20 protein-coding genes are annotated in these 25,242 nt (G+C 61.1%); 12 read left to right on the top strand and 8 right to left on the bottom strand.

The window, feature by feature from the left end; translation table 11 throughout:
* The first annotated feature begins 336 nt into the window (after nucleotides 1–336).
* From PMI18_RS08850 to PMI18_RS08890, 9 genes are all read left to right on the top strand, one after another.
* Nucleotides 337–1,155 (top strand): ABC transporter substrate-binding protein, encoded by an 819-nt coding sequence (locus PMI18_RS08850; protein WP_007903735.1) that lies wholly within the window; start codon nucleotides 337–339, stop codon nucleotides 1,153–1,155.
* A 10-nt stretch (nucleotides 1,156–1,165) separates the two neighbouring features.
* Nucleotides 1,166–2,944, top strand: coding sequence for a cis-3-hydroxy-L-proline dehydratase (lhpI, locus tag PMI18_RS08855; RefSeq protein ID WP_007903734.1), 1,779 nt, complete (start codon nucleotides 1,166–1,168; stop codon nucleotides 2,942–2,944).
* On the top strand, nucleotides 2,937–3,602 hold the full coding sequence (locus PMI18_RS08860) for an amino acid ABC transporter permease (protein WP_007903733.1): 666 nt from the start codon (nucleotides 2,937–2,939) through the stop codon (nucleotides 3,600–3,602). Before lhpI ends, PMI18_RS08860 begins: the two co-directional genes overlap by 8 nt.
* Nucleotides 3,603–3,612: 10 nt before the next feature.
* Nucleotides 3,613–4,263: an amino acid ABC transporter permease gene (locus PMI18_RS08865; protein ID WP_007903724.1), complete on the top strand. Its 651-nt coding sequence runs from the start codon at nucleotides 3,613–3,615 to the stop codon at nucleotides 4,261–4,263.
* Nucleotides 4,256–4,978 (top strand): amino acid ABC transporter ATP-binding protein, encoded by a 723-nt coding sequence (locus tag PMI18_RS08870; protein WP_007903722.1) that lies wholly within the window; start codon nucleotides 4,256–4,258, stop codon nucleotides 4,976–4,978. Before PMI18_RS08865 ends, PMI18_RS08870 begins: the two co-directional genes overlap by 8 nt.
* Before the next feature lie 136 nt (nucleotides 4,979–5,114).
* Complete coding sequence (locus PMI18_RS08875; RefSeq protein WP_007903714.1) at nucleotides 5,115–6,143, top strand: trans-3-hydroxy-L-proline dehydratase; 1,029 nt, start codon at nucleotides 5,115–5,117, stop codon at nucleotides 6,141–6,143.
* 359 nt (nucleotides 6,144–6,502) lie between these two features.
* On the top strand, nucleotides 6,503–7,420 hold the full coding sequence (locus PMI18_RS08880; protein WP_007903713.1) for a dihydrodipicolinate synthase family protein: 918 nt from the start codon (nucleotides 6,503–6,505) through the stop codon (nucleotides 7,418–7,420).
* Nucleotides 7,421–7,491: 71 nt separating this feature from the next.
* Nucleotides 7,492–8,880, top strand: a complete 1,389-nt coding sequence (gene abaF, locus PMI18_RS08885) for a fosfomycin efflux MFS transporter AbaF (RefSeq protein WP_007903710.1) — start codon at nucleotides 7,492–7,494, stop codon at nucleotides 8,878–8,880.
* A gap of 220 nt (nucleotides 8,881–9,100) precedes the next feature.
* Nucleotides 9,101–10,681, top strand: coding sequence for an aldehyde dehydrogenase (NADP(+)) (locus PMI18_RS08890; RefSeq protein ID WP_007903702.1), 1,581 nt, complete (start codon nucleotides 9,101–9,103; stop codon nucleotides 10,679–10,681).
* A 118-nt stretch (nucleotides 10,682–10,799) separates the two neighbouring features.
* Here PMI18_RS08890 and PMI18_RS08895 read toward each other — a convergent pair whose 3' ends face one another.
* Nucleotides 10,800–11,807, bottom strand: coding sequence for an Ldh family oxidoreductase (locus PMI18_RS08895; protein WP_007903701.1), 1,008 nt, complete (start codon nucleotides 11,805–11,807; stop codon nucleotides 10,800–10,802).
* A gap of 255 nt (nucleotides 11,808–12,062) precedes the next feature.
* Here PMI18_RS08895 and PMI18_RS08900 point away from each other — a divergent pair, with 255 nt between their 5' ends.
* Nucleotides 12,063–12,515, top strand: coding sequence for an Ohr family peroxiredoxin (locus PMI18_RS08900; RefSeq protein ID WP_007903700.1), 453 nt, complete (start codon nucleotides 12,063–12,065; stop codon nucleotides 12,513–12,515).
* Between the two features lie 239 nt (nucleotides 12,516–12,754).
* Nucleotides 12,755–13,216: a MarR family winged helix-turn-helix transcriptional regulator gene (locus PMI18_RS08905; RefSeq protein WP_007903698.1), complete on the top strand. Its 462-nt coding sequence runs from the start codon at nucleotides 12,755–12,757 to the stop codon at nucleotides 13,214–13,216.
* 140 nt (nucleotides 13,217–13,356) lie between these two features.
* Here PMI18_RS08905 and PMI18_RS08910 read toward each other — a convergent pair whose 3' ends face one another.
* From PMI18_RS08910 to PMI18_RS08940, 7 genes are all read right to left on the bottom strand, one after another.
* The gene (locus PMI18_RS08910) at nucleotides 13,357–15,000 is read right to left on the bottom strand and encodes a fatty acid--CoA ligase (protein ID WP_007903696.1); all 1,644 of its coding nucleotides are present in this window, start codon (nucleotides 14,998–15,000) and stop codon (nucleotides 13,357–13,359) included.
* Between the two features lie 31 nt (nucleotides 15,001–15,031).
* Nucleotides 15,032–16,810 (bottom strand): acyl-CoA dehydrogenase C-terminal domain-containing protein, encoded by a 1,779-nt coding sequence (locus PMI18_RS08915; RefSeq protein ID WP_007903695.1) that lies wholly within the window; start codon nucleotides 16,808–16,810, stop codon nucleotides 15,032–15,034.
* A 7-nt stretch (nucleotides 16,811–16,817) separates the two neighbouring features.
* Nucleotides 16,818–19,334: an efflux RND transporter permease subunit gene (locus PMI18_RS08920; RefSeq protein ID WP_007903694.1), complete on the bottom strand. Its 2,517-nt coding sequence runs from the start codon at nucleotides 19,332–19,334 to the stop codon at nucleotides 16,818–16,820.
* A gap of 15 nt (nucleotides 19,335–19,349) precedes the next feature.
* Entirely contained in the window at nucleotides 19,350–20,438 is a 1,089-nt protein-coding gene (locus PMI18_RS08925) for a WD40/YVTN/BNR-like repeat-containing protein (protein WP_007903693.1), read from the bottom strand.
* A gap of 150 nt (nucleotides 20,439–20,588) precedes the next feature.
* The gene (locus tag PMI18_RS08930) at nucleotides 20,589–21,947 is read right to left on the bottom strand and encodes a DUF1329 domain-containing protein (RefSeq protein ID WP_007903692.1); all 1,359 of its coding nucleotides are present in this window, start codon (nucleotides 21,945–21,947) and stop codon (nucleotides 20,589–20,591) included.
* Nucleotides 21,948–21,988: 41 nt separating this feature from the next.
* Entirely contained in the window at nucleotides 21,989–24,001 is a 2,013-nt protein-coding gene (locus PMI18_RS08935) for a DUF1302 domain-containing protein (protein ID WP_007903691.1), read from the bottom strand.
* A gap of 129 nt (nucleotides 24,002–24,130) precedes the next feature.
* Nucleotides 24,131–24,697, bottom strand: coding sequence for an RBBP9/YdeN family alpha/beta hydrolase (locus PMI18_RS08940; protein WP_007903690.1), 567 nt, complete (start codon nucleotides 24,695–24,697; stop codon nucleotides 24,131–24,133).
* A 355-nt stretch (nucleotides 24,698–25,052) separates the two neighbouring features.
* Between PMI18_RS08940 and PMI18_RS08945 the strand changes: the two genes are divergently transcribed.
* Nucleotides 25,053–25,242, top strand: a 190-nt coding sequence (locus PMI18_RS08945) for an AraC family transcriptional regulator ligand-binding domain-containing protein (RefSeq protein ID WP_007903689.1), incomplete at its 3' end; no start/stop codon positions are given.

Raw genomic sequence — 25,242 nt, 5'->3', positions numbered from 1 at the left:
TGCGTGGGAATGCAGCCCGGGATGCTCCGCGTCCCTTCCAGAGCCGAACGCAGAGCGTCCGTTGAGGCATTCCCACGCGGAGCGTGGGAACGATCAGCAGGCCCGGTGTTCCTTAAAGGGGCGCTCCGCACAACCATTGCTCCCATCTGTAACACCTGCCGTTGCGGGTCCAAACTTTCACGACATCCAATTGCGCCACTCCAACACCTCTACTTCAAGGCCTGACAATAAATTCACGCCTCGGCCTGGAAATGGGCACGTTGATTGCTATTGTTAATATCGTATACGAAATCCCCAATACGATATCCAACAGCACTTCACATCAACGAGGCCTCTATGAAAAACCCCGCATTTGCCGTAGCCCTCAGCGCTGTTCTCAGTACCTCTTTTATCGCCACCGCTCAGGCCGACAAGCTCGACGACATCATCGGTTCGGGCAAGCTGCGCTGCGCCGTGACCCTGGATTTCCCGCCCATGGGTTTTCGCGATGCCGGTAACAACCCGGCCGGTTTTGACGTGGACTACTGCCATGACCTGGCGAAAATCCTTGGGGTCGACGCCGAAGTGGTCGAGACGCCATTCCCGGACCGCATTCCGGCGCTCGTTTCCGGGCGGGCCGACGTGATCGTCGCCTCCACCTCCGACACCCTCGAACGGGCCAAGACCGTCGGCCTCACCGTGCCTTACTTTGCCTTCCAGATGGTGGTGCTGACCCGCGACGACACCGGCATCAATAGCTTCGATGACCTCAAGGGCAAACCCGTCGGCAACACCAGCGGCACCTATGAAGCCATCGCTCTGGAGAAAGACGTGAAGAGCTGGGGCACCGGTACCTTCCGTGCCTATCAGTCGCAAAACGACACGTTGCTTGCCGTCGCCCAAGGCCATATCGCCGCCACCGTGGTCACCAACACCGTGGCCGCCGCCACCCTCAAGTCGGGCAAATACAAAAACCTGAAAGTCGCCGGGAACGCGCCGTACGTGATCGACTACGTTTCCCTCGGCGCCAAGCGCAACGAGTATGGCCTGCTCAATTACCTCAACCTGTTCGTCAACCAGCAGGTGCGCACCGGTCGTTACAAGGAGTTGTTCGTCAAATGGGTTGGCACTGAAATTTCGCCGACCAACCTGACCGTGCCACAGGTCTACTACTAAGGTGTCCGGCATGCCTAGGCCCACTTCTCTGACCGGTCGCAGCCTGGTCGCGGGCGCCGCCGAGGGCGCCCTGCTGTTCGCCGATATCGGGTTGAGTTTCTGGGGCGGGGTCGATCCGTATAGCGGCGAGATCATTGACCGTCACCACCCGCTCAGCGGCGAATACCTGGCCGGCCGCGTGCTGGCCATCCCCAGCGGTCGCGGCTCGTGCACCGGCAGTAGCGTGTTGATGGAACTGATCAGCAACGGTCACGCACCCGCGGCATTGGTGCTGGCCGAACCCGATGAGATCCTGACCCTGGGTGTGCTCGTGGCACAGACCATTTTCGAGCGTTCCCTGCCGGTGCTGTGCATCGGCCGGGAGGCCTTCGCCGCCCTGCGCGGCAAGGCCTTCGCTCGGGTCGAGGACACAACGCTGAGTCTGTTCGAGCACCTGCCGGGCGATGCCTGGCAGGCACTCGGCAGCCTCTTGCCGAGCACCGATATTGCCACCGCGATCGAACTCACCGAACACGACCGGGCGTTGCTCGACGGCCAGTATGGCAAGGCCGCGCAGGTGGCCATGCAGATCGTTTTGCGCATGGCCGAATTGCAAGGTGCGCACAGTCTGCTGGACGTCACTCAGGCGCACATCGACGGCTGTATCTACACGGGACCGGCGAGCCTGCGTTTTGCCCAACAGTTGGTGCAATGGGGAGCAACAGTGCGGGTGCCCACCACCCTCAATTCGATTTCCGTGGACCAGCGCCGCTGGCGCGAGCTGGGCATCGACCCGGCCCTCGGTGAACCGGCCAGTGCCTTGGGCGATGCCTATATGGCGATGGGTGCACAGCTGAGTTTCACCTGCGCGCCCTACCTGCTCGACAGCGCGCCGAAGGCCGGCGAGCAGATCGTCTGGGCCGAATCCAACGCGGTGGTTTACGCCAACAGCGTGCTCGGCGCACGCACCCTGAAGTACCCGGACTACCTGGACATCTGCATCGCGCTGACCGGTCGCGCCCCGTTGATCGGCTGCCATTTGGACGCGCAACGCAAGGCTGGCCTGCAAATCGAGTTACCCGCCTTGGGTGAACTGGACGACGCCTTCTACCCGCTGCTCGGTTACCACATCGGCGCGCTGGCGGGCAGCCGGATTCCACTGGTGCGCGGGTTGGAAAACCGCCAGCCGAGCCTGGACGACCTCAAGGCTTTCGGCGCGGCATTTGCCACCACCTCCGCCGCGCCTTTGTTCCATATCGCCGGGATAACCCCGGAGGCTATCGACCCGGCGCAGGTGCTGGAAGTGGATGGGTTTCTACCCGTGGAAAAAATCCGACTGAACGATCTATTGCTCAGCTGGCGCGAACTCAACAGTGCCCGCGACAGCCGGGTGGATGTGGTGTCGCTGGGCAATCCGCATTTCTCCTTCAGCGAGTTCGCCCACCTCGCGCGATTGTGCATCGGCCGGCACAAACACCCTGACGTGGTCCTCGCCATTACCTGCGGCCGTGCCGTACTGGAGCAGGCTCGCGAAGCCGGGCATATCGCCGTGATCGAAGCTTTCGGCGCCACCCTGGTCACCGATACCTGCTGGTGCATGCTCGGCGAACCGGTGATCCCGCTGGCCGCAAAAACCTTGATGACCAACTCCGGCAAATACGCCCATTACGCACCCGGCCTGGTGGGCCGCAAGGTGCATTTCGCCAGCATCAAAGAATGCGTCGATGCCGCCTGCAATGCCACCGCCAGCGGGCGCCTGCCGGCGTGGCTACAACCTGCCGCCCTACTGGAGAGCCCTGCGCATGTTTGATTACAGCTTCCAATGGCGCTCAGCGCTGCGCGCCCTGCCGGACATGCTTGCCGGTGCCCTGGTCACCTTCGAGACCGCTGCGCTGTCGATGATTTTCGGCGTACTGATCGCCCTGGCCCTGACCGTGATGCGCGAAAGCAAAAACCCGCTGCTGCGCGGCATCGGCAACGGCTGGGTATCGATCGCGCGCAACACCCCGTCGCTGTTCCAGATCTACGTCCTCTACTTCGGCCTCGGCTCGCTGGGCCTGCACGTCAGTTCATGGCTCGCCCTGCTGGCCGGGATCACCTTCAACAATGCCGGGTATCTGGCGGAGAACTTTCGCGGAGGCCTCAAGGCCGTACCGGACACACAAGTGCGCGCCGCACGTTCGCTGGGCATGAGCGCCTTCCAGGCCTACCGCATGATCATCGTCCCGCAGTTGCTGCGGATCGTCTTCTACCCACTGACTAATCAGATGGTCTGGGCGGTGCTGATGACGTCGCTGGGGGTGATCGTCGGACTGAACAATGACCTGACCGGCGTGACCCAGGATTACAACGTCAAAACGTTCCGCACCTTCGAGTTCTTCGCCATTGCAGCGGTGCTGTATTACCTGATTGCCAAGGCGATCGTCGCGGCAGCCCGGCTGATGGCCTGGCGGTTGTTCCGTTACTGAGGAGCTGTCCATGTTTGCCACCGGTTTTTCCTCCAATGACCTGTTGTTCCTGCTCAATGGCGCCTGGGTCACGCTGCAACTGACGTTCTGGTCGATCATGCTCGGCTCCCTCGCCGGCTTGCTCTTCGGTCTGCTGCGGGCCTTGTTGCCACGGGCCAGTTTGCCCTTGGCCTGGGTGCTGGACGTGTTTCGCAGCGTGCCGTTGCTGATCCAGTTCGTGCTGTTCAACTCGCTCAAAAGCATCGTCGGCTTGAACATCAGCGCCTTCAGCGTCGGCTGCATCGTGCTGGGGGTTTACGCCGCTGCGTACTTCACCGAGATCGTGCGCGCTGGTGTGCTTTCGGTGCCGTTCACCCTGCGCCGGGCCAGTCGCTCGCTGGGCCTGAGCTTCCTGCAGGACCTGCGCTGGATCGTCCTGCCGATGGCCACCCGGGTGGCGTTTCCCGGCTGGCTGAACCTGGTGCTCGGCGTGATGAAAGACACCGCACTGGTGATGTGGATCGGCATCGTCGAACTGCTGCGCGCCTCGCAAACCATCGTCACCCGCATCCAGGAACCGCTGCTGGTGCTGTGCATCGCGGGCCTTATTTACTACGTCATGAGCCTGGTGGTCGCACGCCTGGGCGCTCGTCTGGAAAGAAGGTGGCAAGAAAATGATTGAGATCGACAACGTACATAAATCCTTCGGCGACCTCGCCGTGGTCAAGGGTGTCAGCCTGACGGTGAACAAGGGCGAGGTGGTGTCGATCATCGGCGGCTCGGGCTCCGGCAAATCGACCCTGCTGATGTGCATCAACGGCCTGGAACCGATCCAGAAAGGCAGCATTCGCGTCGACGGCGTCGAGGTCCACGACAGCGCCACCGACCTCAATCGCCTGCGGCAGAAAATCGGCATCGTGTTCCAGCAATGGAACGCCTTCCCGCACCTGACAGTGCTGGAGAACGTGATGCTTGCCCCGCGCAAAGTCTTGGGTAAAAGCAAGCGCGAGGCCGAGGAACTGGCGGTGCAGCAACTGACCCACGTGGGCCTTGGCGACAAGCTCAAGACCTTCCCGGGCAAGTTGTCCGGTGGTCAGCAACAGCGCATGGCGATTGCCCGCGCCCTGGCCATGTCGCCGGACTACATGCTGTTCGACGAAGCCACGTCGGCCCTCGATCCGCAATTGGTCGGCGAGGTGCTGGACACCATGCGCATGCTCGCCGAAGACGGCATGACCATGGTGCTGGTGACCCACGAAATCCGCTTTGCCCGCGATGTGTCTGATCGTGTGGCGTTCTTTCGCAATGGGCTGGTGCATGAGATTGGTTCGCCGGATCAGGTGATTGGTAATCCGGTGCATGCGGAGACTGCGGCGTTTCTGAAATCGGTGAAGTAACGGCTGGCCCCTTCGCGGGCAAGCCTCGCTCCTACAGGGTTGGGTGGTGTACACAAAGTCGGTGACCGCCACAGATAAATGTAGGAGCGAGGCTTGCCCGCGAAGGGGCCCGCACAGACAGAAAAAGGATCAAACCATGCGCTCATCAAAAGTCATTCATGTAGTCAGTTGCCACGCCGAAGGTGAAGTCGGTGATGTGATCGTCGGCGGCGTCGCCCCGCCGCCCGGGGCCACCGTTTGGGAACAATCGCGCTGGATCGCCAAGGACCAGACACTGCGCAACTTCGTCCTCAACGAACCTCGCGGCGGCGTGTTCCGCCACGTCAACCTGCTGGTGCCGGCCAAGGACCCAAGGGCACAGATGGCCTGGATCATCATGGAACCGGCGGACACGCCACCGATGTCCGGTTCCAATTCGCTGTGCGTCGCCACGGTGCTGCTCGACAGCGGCATCCTGCCGATGACCGAACCGCAAACCCGACTGATACTCGAAGCGCCCGGCGGCCTGATCGAGGCCGTGGCCGACTGCCGTGACGGCAAGGTCGAGCGGGTAGAAATCAAGAACGTGCCCTCCTTCGCTGATCGCCTCGACGCCTGGATCGAAGTCGAAGGCCTCGGCTCGTTGCAGGTTGACACTGCGTACGGCGGCGACAGTTTTGTGATCGCCGACGCTGAACGACTGGGCTTTTCCATTCGCCCCGATGAGGCTGCCGACCTAGTGGCGGTCGGGCTGAAAATCACTCGCGCGGCCAATGAACAGCTGGGCTTCGTCCATCCGCTGAACCCCGAGTGGTCGCATATTTCCTTCTGCCAGATTGCCGCGCCCATCGTCGTTGAAAATGGCATCGCCACGGGTGCCAACGCGGTAGTGATTCAACCCGGCAAGATCGACCGCTCGCCCACCGGCACCGGTTGCTCGGCGCGCATGGCGGTGCTGCAGGCCAAGGGCTTGATGCACGTGGGCGAGCGCTTTATTGGCCGTTCGATCATCGGTTCCGAATTCCACTGCCGCATCGACTCCCTGACCGAAGTGGCCGGACGCCCAGCGATCTACCCATGCATATCCGGCCGGGCCTGGATCACCGGCACCCACCAATTGCTGCTCGACCCGAGCGATCCGTGGCCACAAGGCTATCGCCTGTCAGACACGTGGCCGGGTGCCTGACGCCGAAGCAGAGCTTTTGTGGCGAGGATGTTTGTATGGAGAAGGTGCTTTTGTGGCAAGGCAGCTTCTGTGGCGAGGGAGCTTGCTCCCGCTGGGTTGCGCAGCAGCCCCAATGCTGTAATCGCGGTTTGTCTGAAACAATCGGTACTCTGGTTTCACGACTGCTGCGCAGCCGAACGGGAGCAAGCTCCCTCGCCACAAAAGCCCCCTTACCACAAGGGCTGCCTCACCACACAAGCTCCCTAGCCACAGTGATTTCACCCACCAGCAAAAAAACCTGATTGATTGAAAAAAGCACTAGCCGAACATTGCCACTTGAAATATCGTATACGAAATACAAAAACGAACCGGAGGCAACAATGAGCAAACGTATTAACTGGAGTGGCGTCTTCCCCGCGGTGACCACTCAATTCAACGATGACTTCTCCATCAACCTGGAAAAAACCCATCAGGTGATTTCCAACGTGATCCGTGACGGCGTCTCAGGCCTGGTGGTGTGCGGTTCGGTGGGGGAAAACACCTCATTGACCGCCGAAGAAAAAATCGCCGTGACCGAAGTCGCGGTCGACGCCTCCCGGGGTCGCGTGCCAGTGATCTGCGGTGTGGCCGAGTTCACCAGCGTGCAAGCGGCCAAGGTCGCCAATGCCGTGCGCCGGGTCGGCGTCGACGGCGTGATGCTGATGCCGGCGCTGGTCTACGGCTCCAAGCCGTTCGAGACCGCCGAGCACTACCGCTACGTGGCAAAAAACGCCGACGTACCGCTGATGGTCTACAACAACCCGCCGATCTACAAAAACGACGTCACCCCGGACATCCTGATTTCCCTGGCCGACTGCGACAACGTGGTGTGCTTCAAGGATTCGTCCGGCGATACCCGCCGTTTCATCGACGTGCGCAATGAAGTCGGCGACCGTTTCGTGCTGTTCGCAGGTCTCGACGATGTGGTGCTGGAAAGCATCGCGGTGGGTGCCGAGGGCTGGGTCTCGGGCATGTCCAACGTGTTCCCGAAAGAAGGCGAAACCATCTTCCGTCTGGCCAAGGCCGGTCGCTTTGCCGAAGCCATGCCGATCTACGAATGGCTGATGCCGATCCTGCACCTCGATGCCCGTGCCGACCTGGTGCAGTGCATCAAGCTCTGTGAAGCCATCGCCGGTCGCGGCAGTGCGCTGACCCGTCCGCCACGCCTGGCACTGCCGGAAGCCGATCGGGTGTTCGTCGAGCAGATCATGGCCAAGGCCTTGGCTAACCGTCCGGAGTTGCCAGACGTCGGTCTCTGAGTGATTGCCGGGCGGGTCTTTGCGGACCCGGCCCGGCTGCCTGTTTTTGCGCCCCTACAGGAAACGCCAGCATGTCCAATCCTCTACACACGCAAAGCGCAACCACCCCCTCGGGACTCAAACGCGTAGTGGCCGCCGCCATGGCTGGCACCGTCGCCGAGTGGTACGAATTCTTTCTCTACGGCACAGCCTCCGCACTGGTCTTCGGCCAGTTGTTCTTCCGCCAGACCGACAGCCCCATCGACGGCATCATTGCCGCTTTCGCCCTGTACGCGGTCGGCTTTCTCGCTCGCCCACTGGGCGGTCTGGTGTTCGGTCACTACGGTGACAAATTCGGCCGAAAACGCCTGTTGCAACTGAGCCTGGTGGTGGTCGGCATCACCACTTTCCTGATGGGCTGCCTGCCCGGCTTCGACCAGATCGGCTATGCCGCGCCGGTGTTATTGGTGCTGCTGCGGCTGATCCAGGGCTTTGCCTTTGGTGGTGAATGGGGCGGTGCGATTTTGCTGGTGTCCGAACACTGCCCCGACAATCGCCGAGGCTTCTGGGCCAGTTGGCCGCAAGCCGGGGTGCCGGCCGGCAACCTGGTGGCCACCGTCGCGCTGCTGCTGTTGTCATCGAACCTGTCGGAAGAACAATTCCTCGCTTGGGGCTGGCGCGTGGCGTTCTGGTTCTCGGCGGTGGTGGTGCTGATCGGCTACTGGATTCGCACCAGCGTCGATGACGCGCCGATCTTCAAAGAAGCCCAGGCCCGTCAAGCGCAGACCAAGCAGCAACAGCTGGGCGTGGTCGAAGTGCTGCGTCATCACTGGCGCGCCGTGCTGGTCGGGATTGGCGCACGCTTTGCCGAGAACATCCTCTATTACACCGTGGTCACCTTTTCGATCACCTACCTGAAACTGGTGGTGCACAAGGACACCTCGGAAATCCTGCTGCTGATGTTCGGCGCGCACTTGGTGCACTTCTTCCTGATTCCGTTGATGGGCTATCTGTCGGATATCGTCGGGCGCAAACCGATCTACCTGACCGGCGCGGTACTCACCGCGTTCTGGGGCTTTGTCGGTTTCCCGATGATGGACACCGGCAACAACTGGCTGATCATGGCGGCGATCATCCTGGGCCTGGGCATCGAGTCGATGACCTATGCGCCCTACTCGGCGCTGATGGCCGAAATGTTCCCGACCCATGTGCGCTACACCGCCCTTTCACTGTGCTACCAGGTGGCGCCGATTTTCGCTGGTTCCCTGGCACCGCTGATCGCCATCACCCTGCTCAACAAATATCACAGCTCGACACCCATCGCCTGGTACCTGGTGGGCGCCGCGCTGATCTCCATCGTGGCCGTCGGCCTGACCCGGGAAACCCGTGGCAAGTCGTTACACCTGGTGGATGCCGAATCCGCTGCGCGTATTGCTGCGCTGGATAGCGCCGCGCCGGCCATGGCACGCCGGGGTGATTAGTTGGTTTGAGCGTTGTACCTGTCACACCCCACTCTGTGGCGAGGGAGCTTGCTCCCGCTCGAGTGCGCAGCACTCGCAAAATAGGCAATTGTTGCCGCTATTTTGGGGCCGCTACGCAGCCCAACGCGAGCAAGCTCGCTCGCCACAAAACAGCGCACGGCTCAGCACCTTGATTGAGCTGCAACGGTCCTGCCTCACCTTTCCCGACAGGAGTTTTTCCATGTTCCAAATCATCGGCCACAACTACATCGGCGGCGCTCGCAGCGCCGCCGGCAGCATCACTCTGCAAAGCCACGACGCCAGCACCGGCGAAGCACTGCCCTACTCGTTCATCCAAGCCACCGCTGAGGAAGTGGACGCCGCCGCCCAGGCCGCTGCTGCCGCTTACCCGATCTTCCGCAATCTGCCGGCAACTCGCCGCGCAGAATTTCTTGAGGCGATCGCCACGCAACTGGATGCGCTGGATGATGAATTCGTCGCTCTGGTCACCCGCGAAACAGCCCTGCCGACCGGGCGCATTCAAGGCGAACGCAGCCGTACCAGCGGCCAAATGCGCCTGTTCGCTCAGGTTCTGCGCCGGGGCGATTTCTATGGTGCGCGCATCGACCGCGCCTTGCCCGAACGTCAGCCGCTGCCACGGGTCGACCTGCGCCAATACCGGATCGGCGTCGGCCCGGTGGCCGTGTTCGGTGCCAGTAATTTCCCGCTGGCCTTTTCCACCGCCGGCGGTGACACCGCTGCCGCCCTGGCCGCCGGTTGCCCGGTGGTGTTCAAGGCCCACAGCGGACACATGGCGACCGCCGAACGCGTGGCCGATGCAATCATCCGCGCCGCCGAGCAAACCGACATGCCCAAAGGTGTGTTCAACATGATCTACGGTGCAGGCGTCGGTGAAGCGCTGGTCAAGCATCCGGCGATCCAGGCCGTCGGTTTCACCGGCTCGTTAAAAGGTGGTCGCGCCCTCTGTGACATGGCCGCCGCACGGCCACAACCGATCCCGGTGTTCGCCGAAATGAGCAGCATCAACCCGGTGCTGGTTTTGCCCGGAGCCTTGCAAGTACGTGGCGAGAAAATCGCCGGTGAACTGGTGGCGTCGGTGGTCCAGGGTTGCGGTCAGTTCTGTACCAATCCGGGGTTGGTGATCGGTATGCGCTCACCCCACTTCAGCGCTTTCATCGCGCGGCTCAGTGCCTTGATGGCCGAACAACCGGCGCAAACCATGCTCAACGCCGGCACCCTCGGCAGCTACGAAAAAGGTGTGCAGGCCTTGCTCGACCATCCGGGAATAATCCGCCTGGCGGGCCAGGATCAGCACGGCAATCAAGCGCGGCCACAACTGTTCAAGGCCGACGCCAGTCTGCTGTTCAAGGGTGATCCGCTGTTGCAGGAAGAAGTGTTCGGCCCGACCACCCTAGTCGTCGAAGTGGTCGACAAGGCCGAGTTGCGGCAAGCGCTGAACAGTTTACACGGTCAACTCACCGCCACGTTGATTGGCGAAGCCCAGGATCTGAAGGAACACACAGATCTGTTGGTACTGTTGGAGCAAAAGGTCGGCCGCGTGCTGTTCAACGGCTACCCCACCGGCGTCGAAGTCTGCGACGCCATGGTGCATGGCGGGCCTTATCCGGCGACCTCCGATGCCCGTGGCACCTCGGTCGGCAGCCTGGCCATCGAGCGCTTCCTGCGCCCGGTTTGCTACCAGAACTGCCCGGACGCCTTGCTGCCCGACGCCCTGAAAAACGCCAACCCGTTGGGCATTGCGCGACTGGTTGATGGCAACATCCACCGCGAACCGCTGTAAAAACACGACCTCCTGTAGGAGCGAGGCTTGCCCGCGAAGGCGGTGTATCAGACGACATCAATGGTGAATGTCGAGACGCCTTCGCGGGCAAGCCTCGCTCCTACAGGTTTTCACGCATTCAAGCCAGCAATGCTTTCAGGTCGTTGTACAGCGCCTCGGGAATCTGTACTCCCTCCACCACACTTCGTGCCCGCGCCGCATAACGCCGTTGCGATGGCAAGCGTGCGCCCTGCCCTTCAATGCCCTGAAACAACACTTCAGCCCGGGCCAAATGTTCCTCAGTGGCCGCCCCCAGAAAACGTCGCGGATCCAGCGCAATGATCAACTCGCCATGGTACGGCGACGACTTGCTGCCCGCGTCGTAGGCCAGCGACTCGGCACTGGTCAAATCACCGATCAAAGGCCCGGCGATCAACTCCACCATTGCCGCCAGCGCCGAGCCCTTGTGCCCACCGAACGTCAGCATCGCACCGCCATCGAGCACCACATTGGCATCGGTGCTCGGCCGGCCCTCAGCGTCCACGCCCCAACCCTCGGGAATCGCCTTGCCGGCACGTCGATGCAACTCGATATCGCCACGGGCAATCGCACTGGTGGCGAAGTCGAACACAAACGGATCCTGCCCCGCCCGCGGCCAGCCAAAGGCAATGGGATTGGTGCCGAACACCGGCACACGTCCCCCGGCCGGTGCCACCCAGGCATGGCTCGGATTACACGCCAGCGCCACCAACCCGGTAGCGGTCAACTGCTCGATCTCCACCCACAGCGCCGAGAAATGCACACAGCGATTGATCGCCAACGCCGCAATCCCGTTGGCCCGGGTTTTCTCCGCCAGCAACCCAAGCCCGGCCTGAAACGCCAACTGTGAAAAACCACCACCAGCATCCACCCGCACGATCGACGGCGCCTGGTCGATCACCTGCGGCTCGGCATCGGCCGACACCTTGCCGGCCCGCAGGGAATTCACACAACCCAGAATCCGGTACAAACCGTGGGAGGCGCAGCCATCGCGCTCGCCGGCGATCACCGTCGCCGCCACCGCTTGCGCGTGGGCCAGATTAAAACCGTTGTGCAACAGGATCGATTCGGCCAGTTCACGGGCTTCGATCAGGGTCAGTCGGATCATGCTCATCTCCTTGGACAGACCGGTCAGGGTGGGCCATTCCAAGGCTCACGGCTTGATCGCTTTAGGTCAGGTTGATGACGAATTCGGCATATCGTTGAAACGGTCGACGTTATTGTGTGGCCGCACCACTCGTCGGCAGACGCAACGCGATCAATTGACATCGATGGGGGCCTGCGCAATTATTATTACATCGCATACGATACAAACGTATACGAGACATAAATCACATCTTTTGAAACGTTGAGGATCCACCCCATGAGCAAGATCGAAAAAGTACTGGCCACCGGCAAGACTCACACCACCGTTAGCGCCGCTGGCAACACTTCGCGGGGCCATAACGGCAGCCTCGACATCCAGCTCTCGTCGCCTGGAAACGCGAAACTGGTGCACGAGTTCAAAACCATTGCACCGCACCCAACCGCAGAGCAGCTGTTCGCCGGCGCATGGTCGGCCTGCTACACCGCCGCCGTCGGGCTGGTGGCCAATGAAATGAACGTGGTGCTGCCGTCTGATCTGTCCGTCGACATCGAAGTCGATCTGGGTCAGACCGGTCCGGCGTACTTCCTCCAGGCTCGGTTGACTCTGCGCGTACCAGGTCTGGCGCATGACATCGCGACGACGCTGGCGCATACCGCAGATCAAATTTGCCCGTACTCGAAAGCGACGCGGGGTAACATTGACGTGGCCCTGAACGTTCTCACGGCATGATGCACCGCACGGTCGACATGCCATATATGTCGCATACGCTTTAAGCGTATGCGAATCACAAACCCTTCAACACTACATCGACGTGGCCATAAACGCCCCCACCTCATGATTCACCGTATGGCCGGTTCGACGTTACTGCCGAACCGGCCACAGTCGAAAGTCAGAGCTGTTCCGACACAATCGCATACGCGGTATATTTTGCCTTTGCGAGCCTTCAACTTTGGCCAACGAGGAAGCACATGAAACCCACCGACAAGACGGCTCCCGCCAGCCTGAAGCTCTCCGACTTCCTGTGTTTTGCGGTCTATTCCACGAACCTGGCCTTCGGCAAAGCCTACAAGCCGATACTCGAGCAGCTGGGGCTCACCTATACGCAATACATCACCATCGTTGCGTTGTGGGAGGAAGACAATCAAACCGTGGGCAGCCTGGGCGAGAAGCTGTTTCTCGAATCGAACACGCTCACACCGATCCTGAAGAAGCTGGAAGCGATGGGCTATCTACAGAGGCAGCGTGATCCCGAGGACGAGCGGCAGGTGCGGATCAGTCTGACAAAGAATGGTCGACAGTTGCGCGAAGGCCGTCCCGAAATGGGCCTCTCCGACGCAACGGGCCTGACACCGGACGAGTTCACGCAGATGCAGAATGCGATCGTGAAGCTGCGCAACAATCTCATCAAATCGACGAAAGCCGGGGAATGAGTGGCTACTGATGGTTTTTTTAATCGCGGGTATTTTTCGGGCATGAAAAAGCCCAACCTTTGCAGATTGGGCTAGTCATTGAACCATAGGGTCGGGACGGTGTGATTCGAACACTCGCCCCTAGGTCCCCATCTTCTTTTTCAGCTCAATTCGTTTTCCCGGATGAGCTTCTTGTTGATCTTCCCGACGCTGGTTTTAGGAATCTCCGCGACGAATTTGAACTGCTTGGGAATCGCCCATTTGTTGATGCGGCCACGCTCGACAAACCCTTGCAGGTGCGCCTCGAGGATCTTGCGGTCGAGATACTGCCCAGGCTCGCACACCACCAGCGCCATCGGCCGTTCGCCCCATTGCTCATCGGCAATGCCCACGACCGCGACCGACATCACCGCCGCGTGTTGGCTGATCAGGCTCTCCAGTTCCAGAGAGCTGATCCACTCCCCGCCCGTCTTGATGACATCCTTGATTCGATCTTTGATTTCCACACCTCCCAAGACGTCGATGGAGGCCAGATCGCCGGTGTGCATCCAACCGTTGTGCCACAACTCGGCGCCCTTTTCGGGCTCCTTCAAATAGCCTTGGGTCAGCCAGGGTGCGCGCACCACGATCTCGCCCAGAGACTCGCCGTCATGGGCAACGTCATTGCCATTGGCATCGATGATTTTCAGGTCGACCATCGGCACCGGCGTGCCAGTCTTGATGCGGGTGGCCAGTTGGGTTTGCGTGGATTGAGCGAGGTCTTCGTCACGCAGGTAAGTCAGGCACAGCAGCGGACAGGTTTCCGACATGCCGTAACCGCTGTGCACCTGAATACCTTTGGCACTCGCTTCGCTGGCAATACCTAATGTCAGCGCACTGCCGCCCAGAAGCATTTTCCAACCATCAAAACGGGTCTGTGCCGCTTCCTCACAGCTCAGGATCATTTGCAAAATGGTCGGCACACAATGGGAAAAAGTGACCTTTTCCTCACGATACAGCCTGACCAGGCTGTTGGGTTCGTAGCGGCCGGGGTACACCTGCTTGAGCCCCATCAGGGTGGCGACATACGGCACACCCCAGGCATGCACGTGAAACATCGGGGTGATGGGCATGTATACATCATCGGAACGCAGCAACGGCAGGCCTTGATAGACGCCCAACGTGCCCACGGCATTCAAGGTGTGCAGGACCAATTGGCGGTGGGTGAAATACACGCCTTTAGGGTCGCCAGTGGTGCCCGTGGTGTAGAACAGGGTCGCCACCGAGTTCTCATCGAAATCGGGAAAGTCGTACTGGTCGGCCGACCCGGACAACAGGTTTTCATATTCCCCCAGCACCGGTAGCGACGTGTCGGTTGCTATGTCGTCCGTGAGTTGCAGGTAACCTTTGACGGTCTCAAGCCGCCCGTGAATCTGTTCAACCAGCGGCAGGAAATCATCATGCACCAGCACCAGGTCGTCCTCGGCATGGTTCATGGTGAAGAGCACCTGATCCGGCGAAAGACGAATGTTCACGGTATGCAGCACCGCGCCGATCATCGGTACGGCAAAGAAGCATTCCAGGTAGCGATGGCTGTCCCAGTCGAGCAGGGCCACCGTATCTCCGGCCTTCACGCCGGCAGCGGTCAAGGCGTTGGCCAGCCGGCGGATCCGCCGGTTGAGGGTCTGGTAGCTGTAGCGCAGTTTGTCGGCATAGACGATTTCCCGCCCCGGTTCGTAGCGCACGCCGGACAGCAACAATTGCTTGATCAGCAAGGGATAGGCATAGGCGCCGTCGGCGGGCGGAATTATTTTTGTCGCCATCATGGTTGGGGTTCCCGGTCCTTTTTACGTGGGCTCAGAACTGCTCTGCATCCAATTGATAGAGGCATTCGCTGCCCGCCTTGGCCGACGCGCTCAACGAGTGGATGCGTGGCAGCAGACGGGCGAAGTAGAAGCGCGCGGTGGCCAGTTTGCTGGCGTAGAAATCGTCTTTGGAATGCGTGCTCATGGCAGCCTTGGCCATTCGCGTCCACATGTAGGCGTACGCTGTGTAGCCGAACACGTGCAGGTACTCGACCGAAGCCGCGCCGATTTCATTCGGATTGTTCTGGGCCCGGTCCAGCAGCCATGCGGTCAGTTCGTCGAGGGTGTCGACGGCGGCGTTCAACGGTTTGGTGAACTCACCGAGGTCAGCGCAGGCATTGGCGGTAAAGTTGCGGATTTCCGAAGCGAACAGCCGGTACAGCGCCCCGCCGCTGCCAACGATTTTGCGCCCGGCCAAATCCAGTGACTGGATACCGTTGGTGCCTTCGTAGATCTGGGTGATGCGCACATCGCGAACCAATTGCTCCTGGCCCCATTCGCGAATGTAGCCGTGGCCGCCGAAGATCTGCTGGCCATGCACCGTGGTTTCCAGCCCCATGTCGGTGAGGAACGCCTTGGCCACCGGGGTCAGCAGCGATACCAGCTCCTGGGCGCGGGTGCGGGTTGCCGCGTCATCGCTGTACTTGGCGGTGTCCAGTTGCAGCGCCACGTAGCTGGAGAACGCGCGCCCGCCTTCGTTCAAGGCTTTCATGGTCAACAGCATGCGCCGTACATCCGGGTGCACGATGATTGGGTCAGCGGCTTTGTCCTTGTTCTGCGCGCCCGTCGGCGAACGGCTTTGCAGGCGGTCACGGGCGTATTCGACGGCGTTCTGGTACGAACGCTCACCCAACGCCAGGCCCTGGATACCCACGCCCAAACGTTCGTAGTTCATCATGGTGAACATCGCCGCCAGGCCCTTGTTCGGCGCATCGATGATCCAGCCAGTCGCCCCGTCAAAGTTCATCACGCACGTGGCAGAGGCCTTGATGCCCATCTTGTGTTCAATGGAACCGCAGGACAGCGAGTTGCGTTCACCCAGCGAACCATCGTCATTGACCAGCACCTTGGGCACCAGAAACAGCGAAATCCCCTTGGGGCCGGCGGGCGCATCCGGCAACCGGGCGAGCACCAAATGAATGATGTTTTCGGTCAGGTCGTGCTCGCCGCCGGTGATGAAAATCTTGCTGCCGCTGATCTTGAAACTGCCGTCGGCCTGAGGTTCGGCACGGGTGCGAATCAGGCCCAGGTCCGTGCCGGCATGCGCCTCGGTCAGGCACATTGAACCGGTCCAGGTGCCTGCGTACATGTTCGGCAGATAGCGTTCCTTGAGTTCCTGACTGGCGTGGGCATTGATCGACAGGCACGCACCGGCGGTCAGCATCGGGTACAAGCCGAACGACAGACTGGCCGAGTTGACCATCTCCTCGACCTGAGCCGAAATCGCCTTGGGCATGCCCATGCCACCGAACTGCGGATCACCGCCAACACCCACCCAACCGCCTTCGGCGAATGCCTGGTAGGCCGCGACAAAACCGTCCGGCGCCTGGACCGCGCCGTTGCTCCAGGTGCAGCCCTGCTCGTCGCTGCTGCGGTTCAGCGGTGCGATAACTTCGCCACTGATTTTGCCGGCCTCTTCAAGGATCGCGGCGGCCGTTTCTTCATCGATCACCTCGGCCAGGCCAGGCAATTGGGCCCATAGCCGGGACACCTGGAAGACTTCGTTGAGTACGAAGCGCATATCGCGCAAAGGAGCTTTGTAATCAGACATGGTTGGCTTACTCGGAAGTGGTCAGGGCATGCGGCATACCCTGGCGTTGAGAGGTGTCGGTTTCAGTGGCTTGCGCCACTTGGGCTTGCGGAACGGGGTGACGCAGCAGGAAGTACGACAGGGCAGGAATCAGCACCAGCGCGCCGAGCATGTTCCACAGGAACATGAAGGTCAGCAGGATGCCCATGTCGGCCTGGAACTTGATCGGCGACCAGACCCAGCACACCACGCCGGCCGCCAAAGTGATGCCCACCAGGCCCACCACCCGGCCGGTAAACGACACGGCGTTGCGGTAAGCCTGACTCAGCGGCAGGCCCTGGCGCTGGTAATGCAACTGCACGCTGAGCAGGTACAAGGCGTAGTCCACGCCGATGCCCACGCCCAATGCGATCACCGGCAGGGTCGCGACCTTCACGCCAATGCCCATGGCCACCATCAACGCCTCGCAAAGGATCGAGGTCAGCACCAGCGGCAACAACGCAACCAACGTGGCGCGCCAGCTGCGGAAGGTGATCAGGCAGAACAACGTCACCGCCGCATAGACGTACAGCAGCATGGTGCGGTTGGCCTCGCGCACCACAATGTTGGTCGCTGCTTCAATCCCGGCCGACCCGGCCGCCAGCAGGAACTGGCGATCTTCGCTGTTGTTCTCCCGGGCGAACTTTTCGGCGATGCCCACCACGGCATCCAGGGTCTCGGCCTTGTGATCCTTGAGGAAGGTGATCACCGGCATCAACGAGCAATCGGTGTTGAACAACTCCGGGGAGTTGACCGAGGCTTGCTGCGCGGCGTAGTTCAGCACGTCCTGATTGCGCTGGATGCTGTTGAGCTTGGGATTGCCTTCATAAGTACCGGCGGTGATTTGCCGCACCGCGTTGACCAACGACGCCGTGGCCTGTACGCCCGGATACTGCTGCAGCTCCCAGGCCAGGCGGTCGGCGAGGACCAGCGTCTTGTAGTTCAAGCAGCCTTCCGGCGCGGTCTTGATCATCACTGCGAACAGGTCGCTGGACAGCGCGTAGTGGCTGGTGATGTAGGCGTTGTCACGGTTATAGCGAGAGTCGGCACGCAACTCCGGTGCGCCACTTTCCAGGTCGCCGATCTTCAACTGCAGGCTGACCATGAAGCCGCCGATGCCCATCAGCGCCGCAACCAGAACCGCTCCCGTGGCCCATTTGGCCGTGGTGAAGCGATCGAGCAAGTCCCACAATTTGCCGAAGCCTTTGTGCCCGTCTGCACGGGTGTCGATTTTCAGCGCACGCTCGGCCGCCTTGGTGCCGACGCCGACATAAGACAGTGCCACCGGCATCAGCAACAGCGAGGTGAATATCAGCACCGCCACACCGATGCTGGCGGTGATCGCCAGGTCGCGGATCACCGGAATATCGATCAGCATCAGCACCGCGAACCCGACAGCATCGGCCAGCAGCGCGGTGACACCGGCAATGAACAGGCGGCGGAAGGTGTAGCGTGCGGCGATGAGTCTGTGGGTGCCACGGGCGATGTCTTGCATGATCCCGTTCATTTTCTGCGCCGCGTGAGACACACCAATGGCGAAAATCAGGAACGGCACCAAAACCGAGTACGGGTCGATGGCATAGCCGAGCCAGGCGACGATGCCCAGTTGCCAGACCACCGCAATCAGCGAGCAGCCGACCACCAGCAAGGTGCTGCGCACGCAACGGGTGTAGGCGTAAATGATGATCAGCGACGTGACGACGGCCAGGCCGAAGAACATCATCACCTGAATCAGCCCGTCGATCAGGTCGCCCATCAGTTTGGCGAAACCGATCACCCGGACTTTGTACTGGCCCTTGCCCTCCTCCCCGGCCTTGCGTGCAGCGCTGTCACCGGCGAACTCGATCTTGTCGCGCAACTGCTCCTCGAGCATTTGCGAAAAAGCGTGGTAGTCGATGCGCTGTCCGCTGGCCGTAGCCTTGTCCAGCAGCGGCACGATGAGCATGCTCGATTTGTAGTCGCTGGCCACCAGACTGCCGACGATGCCGGCACGGGAAATGTTCTGGCGCAGCTGTTCTATTTCTTCCGGCTTGCCCTGGTAGGTATCAGGCATCACCGGGCCACCCTGGAAACCTTCCTCAGTGACTTCGGTCCAGCGCACCGCCGGGCTCCACAACGACTTCATCCAGGCACGGTCGACGCCTTCGGTGACGAACAACTGATCGTTGACCTGTTTGAGCACGTCGAGATAAGCGGGATCGAAAATATCGCCCTGAGTGTTCTCCACCACCACCCGTACCGAGTTGCCCAAACCGCGCAGCGACTGGCGGTTCTCCAGGAAATTCTGAATGTACGGCTGGCTCTGCGGAATCATCTTTTCAAAGCTGGGGCGAAGCTCCAGGCGCGTTGCCGCCATGTAGCCCAACACCACGGTGGCCAGCGCCATCAGCAGCATGAACAACGGACGGTAGTTGAACACCAGCCGTTCCAGCCGGTTGCCGGAATGGCGGTCGAAATCCCGCAAATCGCGGATCACCGGCATGGTTTCTTGTTTGGTATGGCCCATGTCTGGGTTCTCGCTCTAAGGGTTCGAGGGCTTATCAACGGACAGCGTCCGTGCACCACGGCTGCCAACCACCACCAGTGCACCGTCGGCGGACTGAGTGGCGCCGGTCACCGGTGTCGGTGCCCGTTGCTGAACCAGATGCAATTGCGCGCCTGCGCCCTGGCTGACCAGCATCTGCCCGCCTTGGGTGAACAAGCGGTAATTGCCATCGGCATCGACGATGCCGGCGGTGATGCTGACGTGCAGGCCACTGTCCAGCGGGGTCCAGCTGTGACCGCCATCGATGCTGCGCAGCACATTGCCGCGCAAGCCATAGACGAGTGCTTCCCCGGGCTTGCCGAGCACACCGAAAAAACTGCCTTGATAGGGTGTCTGCACGGCGGCAAACCGCTGTTGGGCGTCATCCCATTTGAGCAACAAGCCCTGCTCGCCAGCGATGTACAGCGCATCGCCGGTGGAGGCGATGGCGTTGAGGTGAAAGCCCTGCGGGTTGTCGGTGCGGTCCTGAAACGGCGTCCAGCTCTGGCCACCGTCCTCAGTGCGCAAGATCAGGTTGAACACCCCGACCACATAGCCGAGGCGGTCGTTGGCGAACCAGACATCGAGCAACGGTTTGTCGGCGCCCTGCGCCATCAGGCGCTCACCTTCAGCGACCAGCAGTGACCATTGTTCGTTGCCCGGTTCTGCACTGGCCAACGCGCTGTAATGCTTGACCAGCAAGGCACCGATCTCGCGGCCGTCCAGTTGCTTGCGCCAGGTCGCACCCGCGTCACTGCTGTGCAACACCACGCCGTCTCCGCCCACCGCCCAGCCTTGGGTGGCGGAAGGAAAACTCACGGCATTGAGGTCGGCACTGACCGGCACCGCGGCCTGCTGCCAGTGTTTGCCGGCATCATCGGAATACAGAATGTGGCCACGCTGCCCGACGGCGACCAAGCGGTCGCCGGCGCGGGCCATGCCGGATAACGGGCTGTTGACGGCCAAGGCGCTGACCCTGGCCGGCAGATCCAGCACGTCGACATAAGCGGACGCCTGGCTCAGGCCCTGCAACATTGCGAGCAGAGCGCCGAGCGCCAGTTGCAGATAATTTTTGTACGAACACATACCGCGTCCTCTTCGGAAAACCGCGCCGGGACACACGTCCGTGTGCCTGACGTTCCAACCTGGCGCCCGAAACGATCGGCGTGCGCCGACCGTCGTGCGGTCCCCTGCCTTGCCGGCAGCGGACCGAACGGACGCTTTGTCACGGTTTGCTTAGCGAATCCCGCTACCGGCCAGGGACTCAGGCGACCACTGCGCCTTGGAGAGCGGATCGATGTACTTGATACCGCCGTAAGGCCCGACCACGCCATTGATGTTGTAGGAACCCCCCACCAGGTCGTAAATCATGAAGGGCGTGGAATCCGGGGTCTGCTTGTCGTAGCTCTGGCTGAGGAACGCGAAGGAGCCACGGTACAGCTGACCACGGGCGTCATATTGGTCAGAGGCCAGAGCGGTCCAGCTGTCTTCATCGAGGTAGAAGCGACGCTTCTGATAGATGTGTCGGGCGCCGGACTTGAGGTTGCCCTCCACCACCCAGACGCGGTGTTTTTCCCAACGCACGTAATCGGGAGCCAGGTGATTGGCGGTGGTCAGCGACTTGGGGTCCTGGGCGTAGGTCAGCTTGTAGGTGTTGTAAGGGACGATCATTTCCTGCTTGCCCACCAGCTTCCAGTCGTAGCGGTCCAGCGCACCGTTGAACACGAAAACATCGTCGTAGGTGCCCGCGCCGGCGGTGCCAGGGTTAGGCGTGTCGTAAGCCAGGTTCGGTGCCAGTTTGACCCGACGCTGGCCAGGCAGGTACTGCCAGGCGCGGCGCGGTTGCTGCAGCGGGTTGGCGGCGTCCTTGAGCATCACCGCTTCACCGGCCCGGCGCGCAGGGCCGGTGTAGGACAGCTTCATCTGGTAGTACACGTCGGCGCTGCTGATCGGCTGCGCGAGATTTTCGTAGATCGGATAGGAAATGAACGCCTGGCCGGTGGTCGCCAGGGTCGGCACGCCAGCGGAATCGACGTTCCAGGAGTCGTACTTGGAGTTGATGCTGACGCCCTGAAAACGCAACAGGAAGTTCCACATGGCCTCGTTGCCCGACTGCGGAATCGGGAACGGCACGCCGGGGAGTACGTTATCGATGGCCAGGCCGCCTTCGAGGGACTTGGCGCCGGTGGCATTTTTCACACCGTTGTCCAGCACCGCCTTGGGCAACGAGACTGTACGGTGGGTCGGGTAGACATTGACGTGGAAGCTTGGGAAACGCTTGGCCAGTTCCGCCGTGGTCGCACTGAGCAAGCCCTTGTACTGATCAACGTTCTTGCCATCGATCACCAGCAACGGTTTTTCGTTGACGAAGGGATCCGGACGCATGCTGTCACCGGATTTGAAACTGGCCGGCGGCGTGGTCAGGCCACCGTCATAGGCGGGAATGGAACCATCAGCGTTCCCGGCCTTTTCAGCGCCCACCAGGGTCAGGCTGCTGCCCAATTTGGCGGCGTCCTGAGTTGAAACAGCGGCCTGTGCCTGGGTGGCAAGGACCAAGGCCAGCGAAGCAGCCAACACGGTTTTTGCGTATTTCATCTTGTTATTCTCCTGCTTGCGTTGAGCAAATCAGTGGTGCATCAAAAAGTGGTTTTCATCGTCAGGTAAACGGCGCCACGGTCCTCAGTCGTGGCCCCACCACCGGAGAAGGCCGAGTAGCCGCCGCCGTAACACGCGTAGTTTTCATTGCCGCTAAAGGCATTGGGGGTGGAGCCGTCGCCGCTGCCGGCATTGGCCGCGCCGGTGCTCAGACCGCTGGTGTCGCACTTGTCGGTCTTGCCGAAGGAGTCCACGTACTTCAGGTCGATGAAGTATTTGTTGTACACAACGGCACCCACGCCCACGGCATAGTTGCCGGTGTCTTTGGCACCGCCACCGGACACCGGTGACACGCCGTCGAGGCCGACGTTGATGGACATCGGTGCGTTGAGGTCGACGCCGGGAAACACCTGGTACCAGGTCGGCGTGAAGTTGACCGCGATGCCCCAGTTGTCCCGGGTCGGCTGGTCGATGCCGCGATAGGTGTCCTTGCCCTTGTAGAGCGCTTCGTTCTTGCTATCGAGCTTGAGCAGGTTGCTATAGTACAACTCGGCGAGCAGGCTGGCCGAATCGAACACCGGGGTTTTCGGGAAGGTCATCAGGCCGTTGAGCGTCCAGTGCAAGGTGTCGCCGGTGGCGGCCATGCTGTCGCCCTTTTGCGGGGTGTCATAGATCACCCCGGTGGCCGCCGTGCGGGCCGGCAACAGCCCAAGACCGGCGCCCAAACCCCGCGGCCCTGTCGAGCTGACAACGGCGGGAATACTGGCCAGCGGCATGTTGTGACGAATGTTCAGGTCCGAACCCACACTGATGCCGCCCACATCCTTGGACAGACTCAGGCCGAAGATCTGAATGTTGTCGGCATAGGCCAGTTGATAGGTGCTGGTGCTCAACGAATTGAGGGTGTTGACCACAGCCGGCACCATGCCGGCAGGCGGGGTGCCGTTGGGATTGGCCGAGGTCAACCCAGTGGCGTTCAACCAGGCTTGCGGCAGGATTTCCGAGGTTTCGCGGTAATAAACACCGAGGGTGCCATCCAGCCAGGCCGGCGACCACTTGGCCATCACGCCCCAGTCTCCGCGCTTGTCCGGCGTCAGGTCGTGACCGCGACGCACATTGGTCAGCCCGTTGCAGGGCGCCAGACCACAACCCAGCGGACTGCCCGGCACCACGCCATTGGTGTTGCCCAGCAGGAACGACTGCGCGCCGAAGCCGACCAGATCGGAACCGCCGTAATAAGTACCGGCTTCGGGCAGGCGCGCGGCATCCCAATCGAGGAAATACTGGGCGCCCACGGTCAACTCGGGATTGACGGTGAACGACATCGACAACTGGTTACGCGGAACGAACAGCTCCTTGGCTTCGGTACCGGGCGAGGCAGCCAGTTTGGCCAGGTCCAGGCCGGACTGGCCATAGCTGACCGAGTGCACCGGGTTGAGGAGGGTTTCACCCCAGAACACGTTGTGCTGACCGGCCTTGACGCTCAACAGCGACTCCTCACCCACTTCGGTGCTGTAGAACACGAAGGCATCGAGGATTTCGCCGGATGGACCGGTGTAGTAACGCTGGGCGTAGTTGCTCAGGTGCGGGCTGCCATTGCCGACATTGTCGCCGGTGACTCCGGCCAGGCGCGGATCGTTGGCGACCAAACCCGACCGTGCGTCATTGCCGTTGACGAACGGGTTGGAATTGGAGCCGGTGTTCTCGTAGGCCTTGTCATACCAACTGGCGGCGCTGACGCGAAAGCCCATGTGATTTTTGTAGACCACATCCATTTCGGTCAACAGGTCAACACGGTTGGTGATGTTGGTCCCGGCCTTGCGGAAGTTGTAGTCGCCATCGTTGTTGTTCGGTGTCGCCAACAGGCGCTTGTCGGCGCTTTCGGTGCGTACGCCGTAGTTGTACTTCACGGTGTTATCAAAACGCACGGTCCAGTCCGGGTTACCTGTGTCGAGTTCGACCGCCTGCGCGACCGGCACGGCGGCGGCCAGAATGGCCGAGGCCAACAAGGTGTAACGCGAGGGTGCGAACCCGTGACTCTTATTGTTATGCATTGCGTTGTCTCTCCGCCTTTTTGTATTTGTTTTAAGCGCAGCCGCCCTCGCGCAACCCTTGTTTCAGGGGTTTGCGTTTTTCAGGAGTGAGGGCAAATGCCGGATGGCTGGGGCCAACCGGCGCCTGAACTAGCGATCCAGCTCCAGGATGAGTGCTTCGGCTTGCGGCCAGTGGCCAAACCCTGCTGCCGGATTGAGATGACCCACCTCGCCCAGGTTGAGCAGTTCACTGCCCCAGCCTTCTGCCAGGCGAGTGGCGGCATCCAGGCTGGCGAGGTGGTCGTTGGTACTGACGGCCACCAGACTGCGGAACGGCAGTGGCCCTTTTGGTAGAGGATTCCAACCCTGGGTACGCAGGGTTTCAGCGGACGGGTAGCCTTGTGGCCAATGAGCATCGAGATCCGGAGGCGTGGCCAGCAGCGCGCCCTTGATCGGCCGACTGTGCTGCGCAGCCCAGTGCGCGACCATCAGCACACCGGCGCTGTGAGCAACCAGAATCACCGGCCCGTCGATCTGCTCCAGCGCGTGCTGGATCGCTTCGACCCGCTTGGCGCAATCGAGCTTGTCGGTTTCCAGCGGCGGCACACTGCGCACTTTGCAGAGCCTTGCCTCAAGCAACGTTTGCCAATGCTCGGCAACGTGCTCACGCAGACCCGGTACGATCAGAACGGTTGCGGCAGTTTGCAGTTTGTCCACTTCAACACCTTCGCTTTCTCGATGACTCGACTGGCTCTATCGCCAGGGGCTTTTTGTAGGACTGACATTAAAGAGCGCCCACCCGAGGCGCTTTTCATTGGACGTCAGGCACTTTTCTTTTCATGACAGATTTGCAGAGGCTGGCGTGCCCCGACCATTGGTCGAAAAGCCCCACAGCTTCGCTGTGGGTCACTGTAATCAATGGGTGAGCGTCGTTTGCTCGACGACAACGGAGGTGATTCTGGACAGAATCGGGCGAGTCACCTCGACAACGTCACAACTGTTCAATTGCTGATGTGCTGGATATAGTCGCCACGCTCATTTGAATCGCAACCGGCCCAGGAAAGACCTTCGCATGCCCAAGCTTGTTCGCGCCGCCGTGTTGACCAACTACCTGGAGGTCACCCAATACCTGGGGTTCAACCCGCGTGATGTGCTGGCCGGCGTCGGCCTGAGTAAAGCGCTGCTGCAAGCGCCCGAACACCGCATCCCCATTGATGCCGCCGTACGCCTGCTGGAAGATTCGGCCGCCGCCAGTGGCTGGC

This window comes from Pseudomonas sp. GM102 (genome assembly GCF_000282555.1).
Taxonomy (GTDB): Bacteria; Pseudomonadota; Gammaproteobacteria; order Pseudomonadales; family Pseudomonadaceae; genus Aquipseudomonas.
Note: the sequence above shows the minus strand (reverse complement) of the source record. Positions and strands in the feature narration are given on the sequence as shown.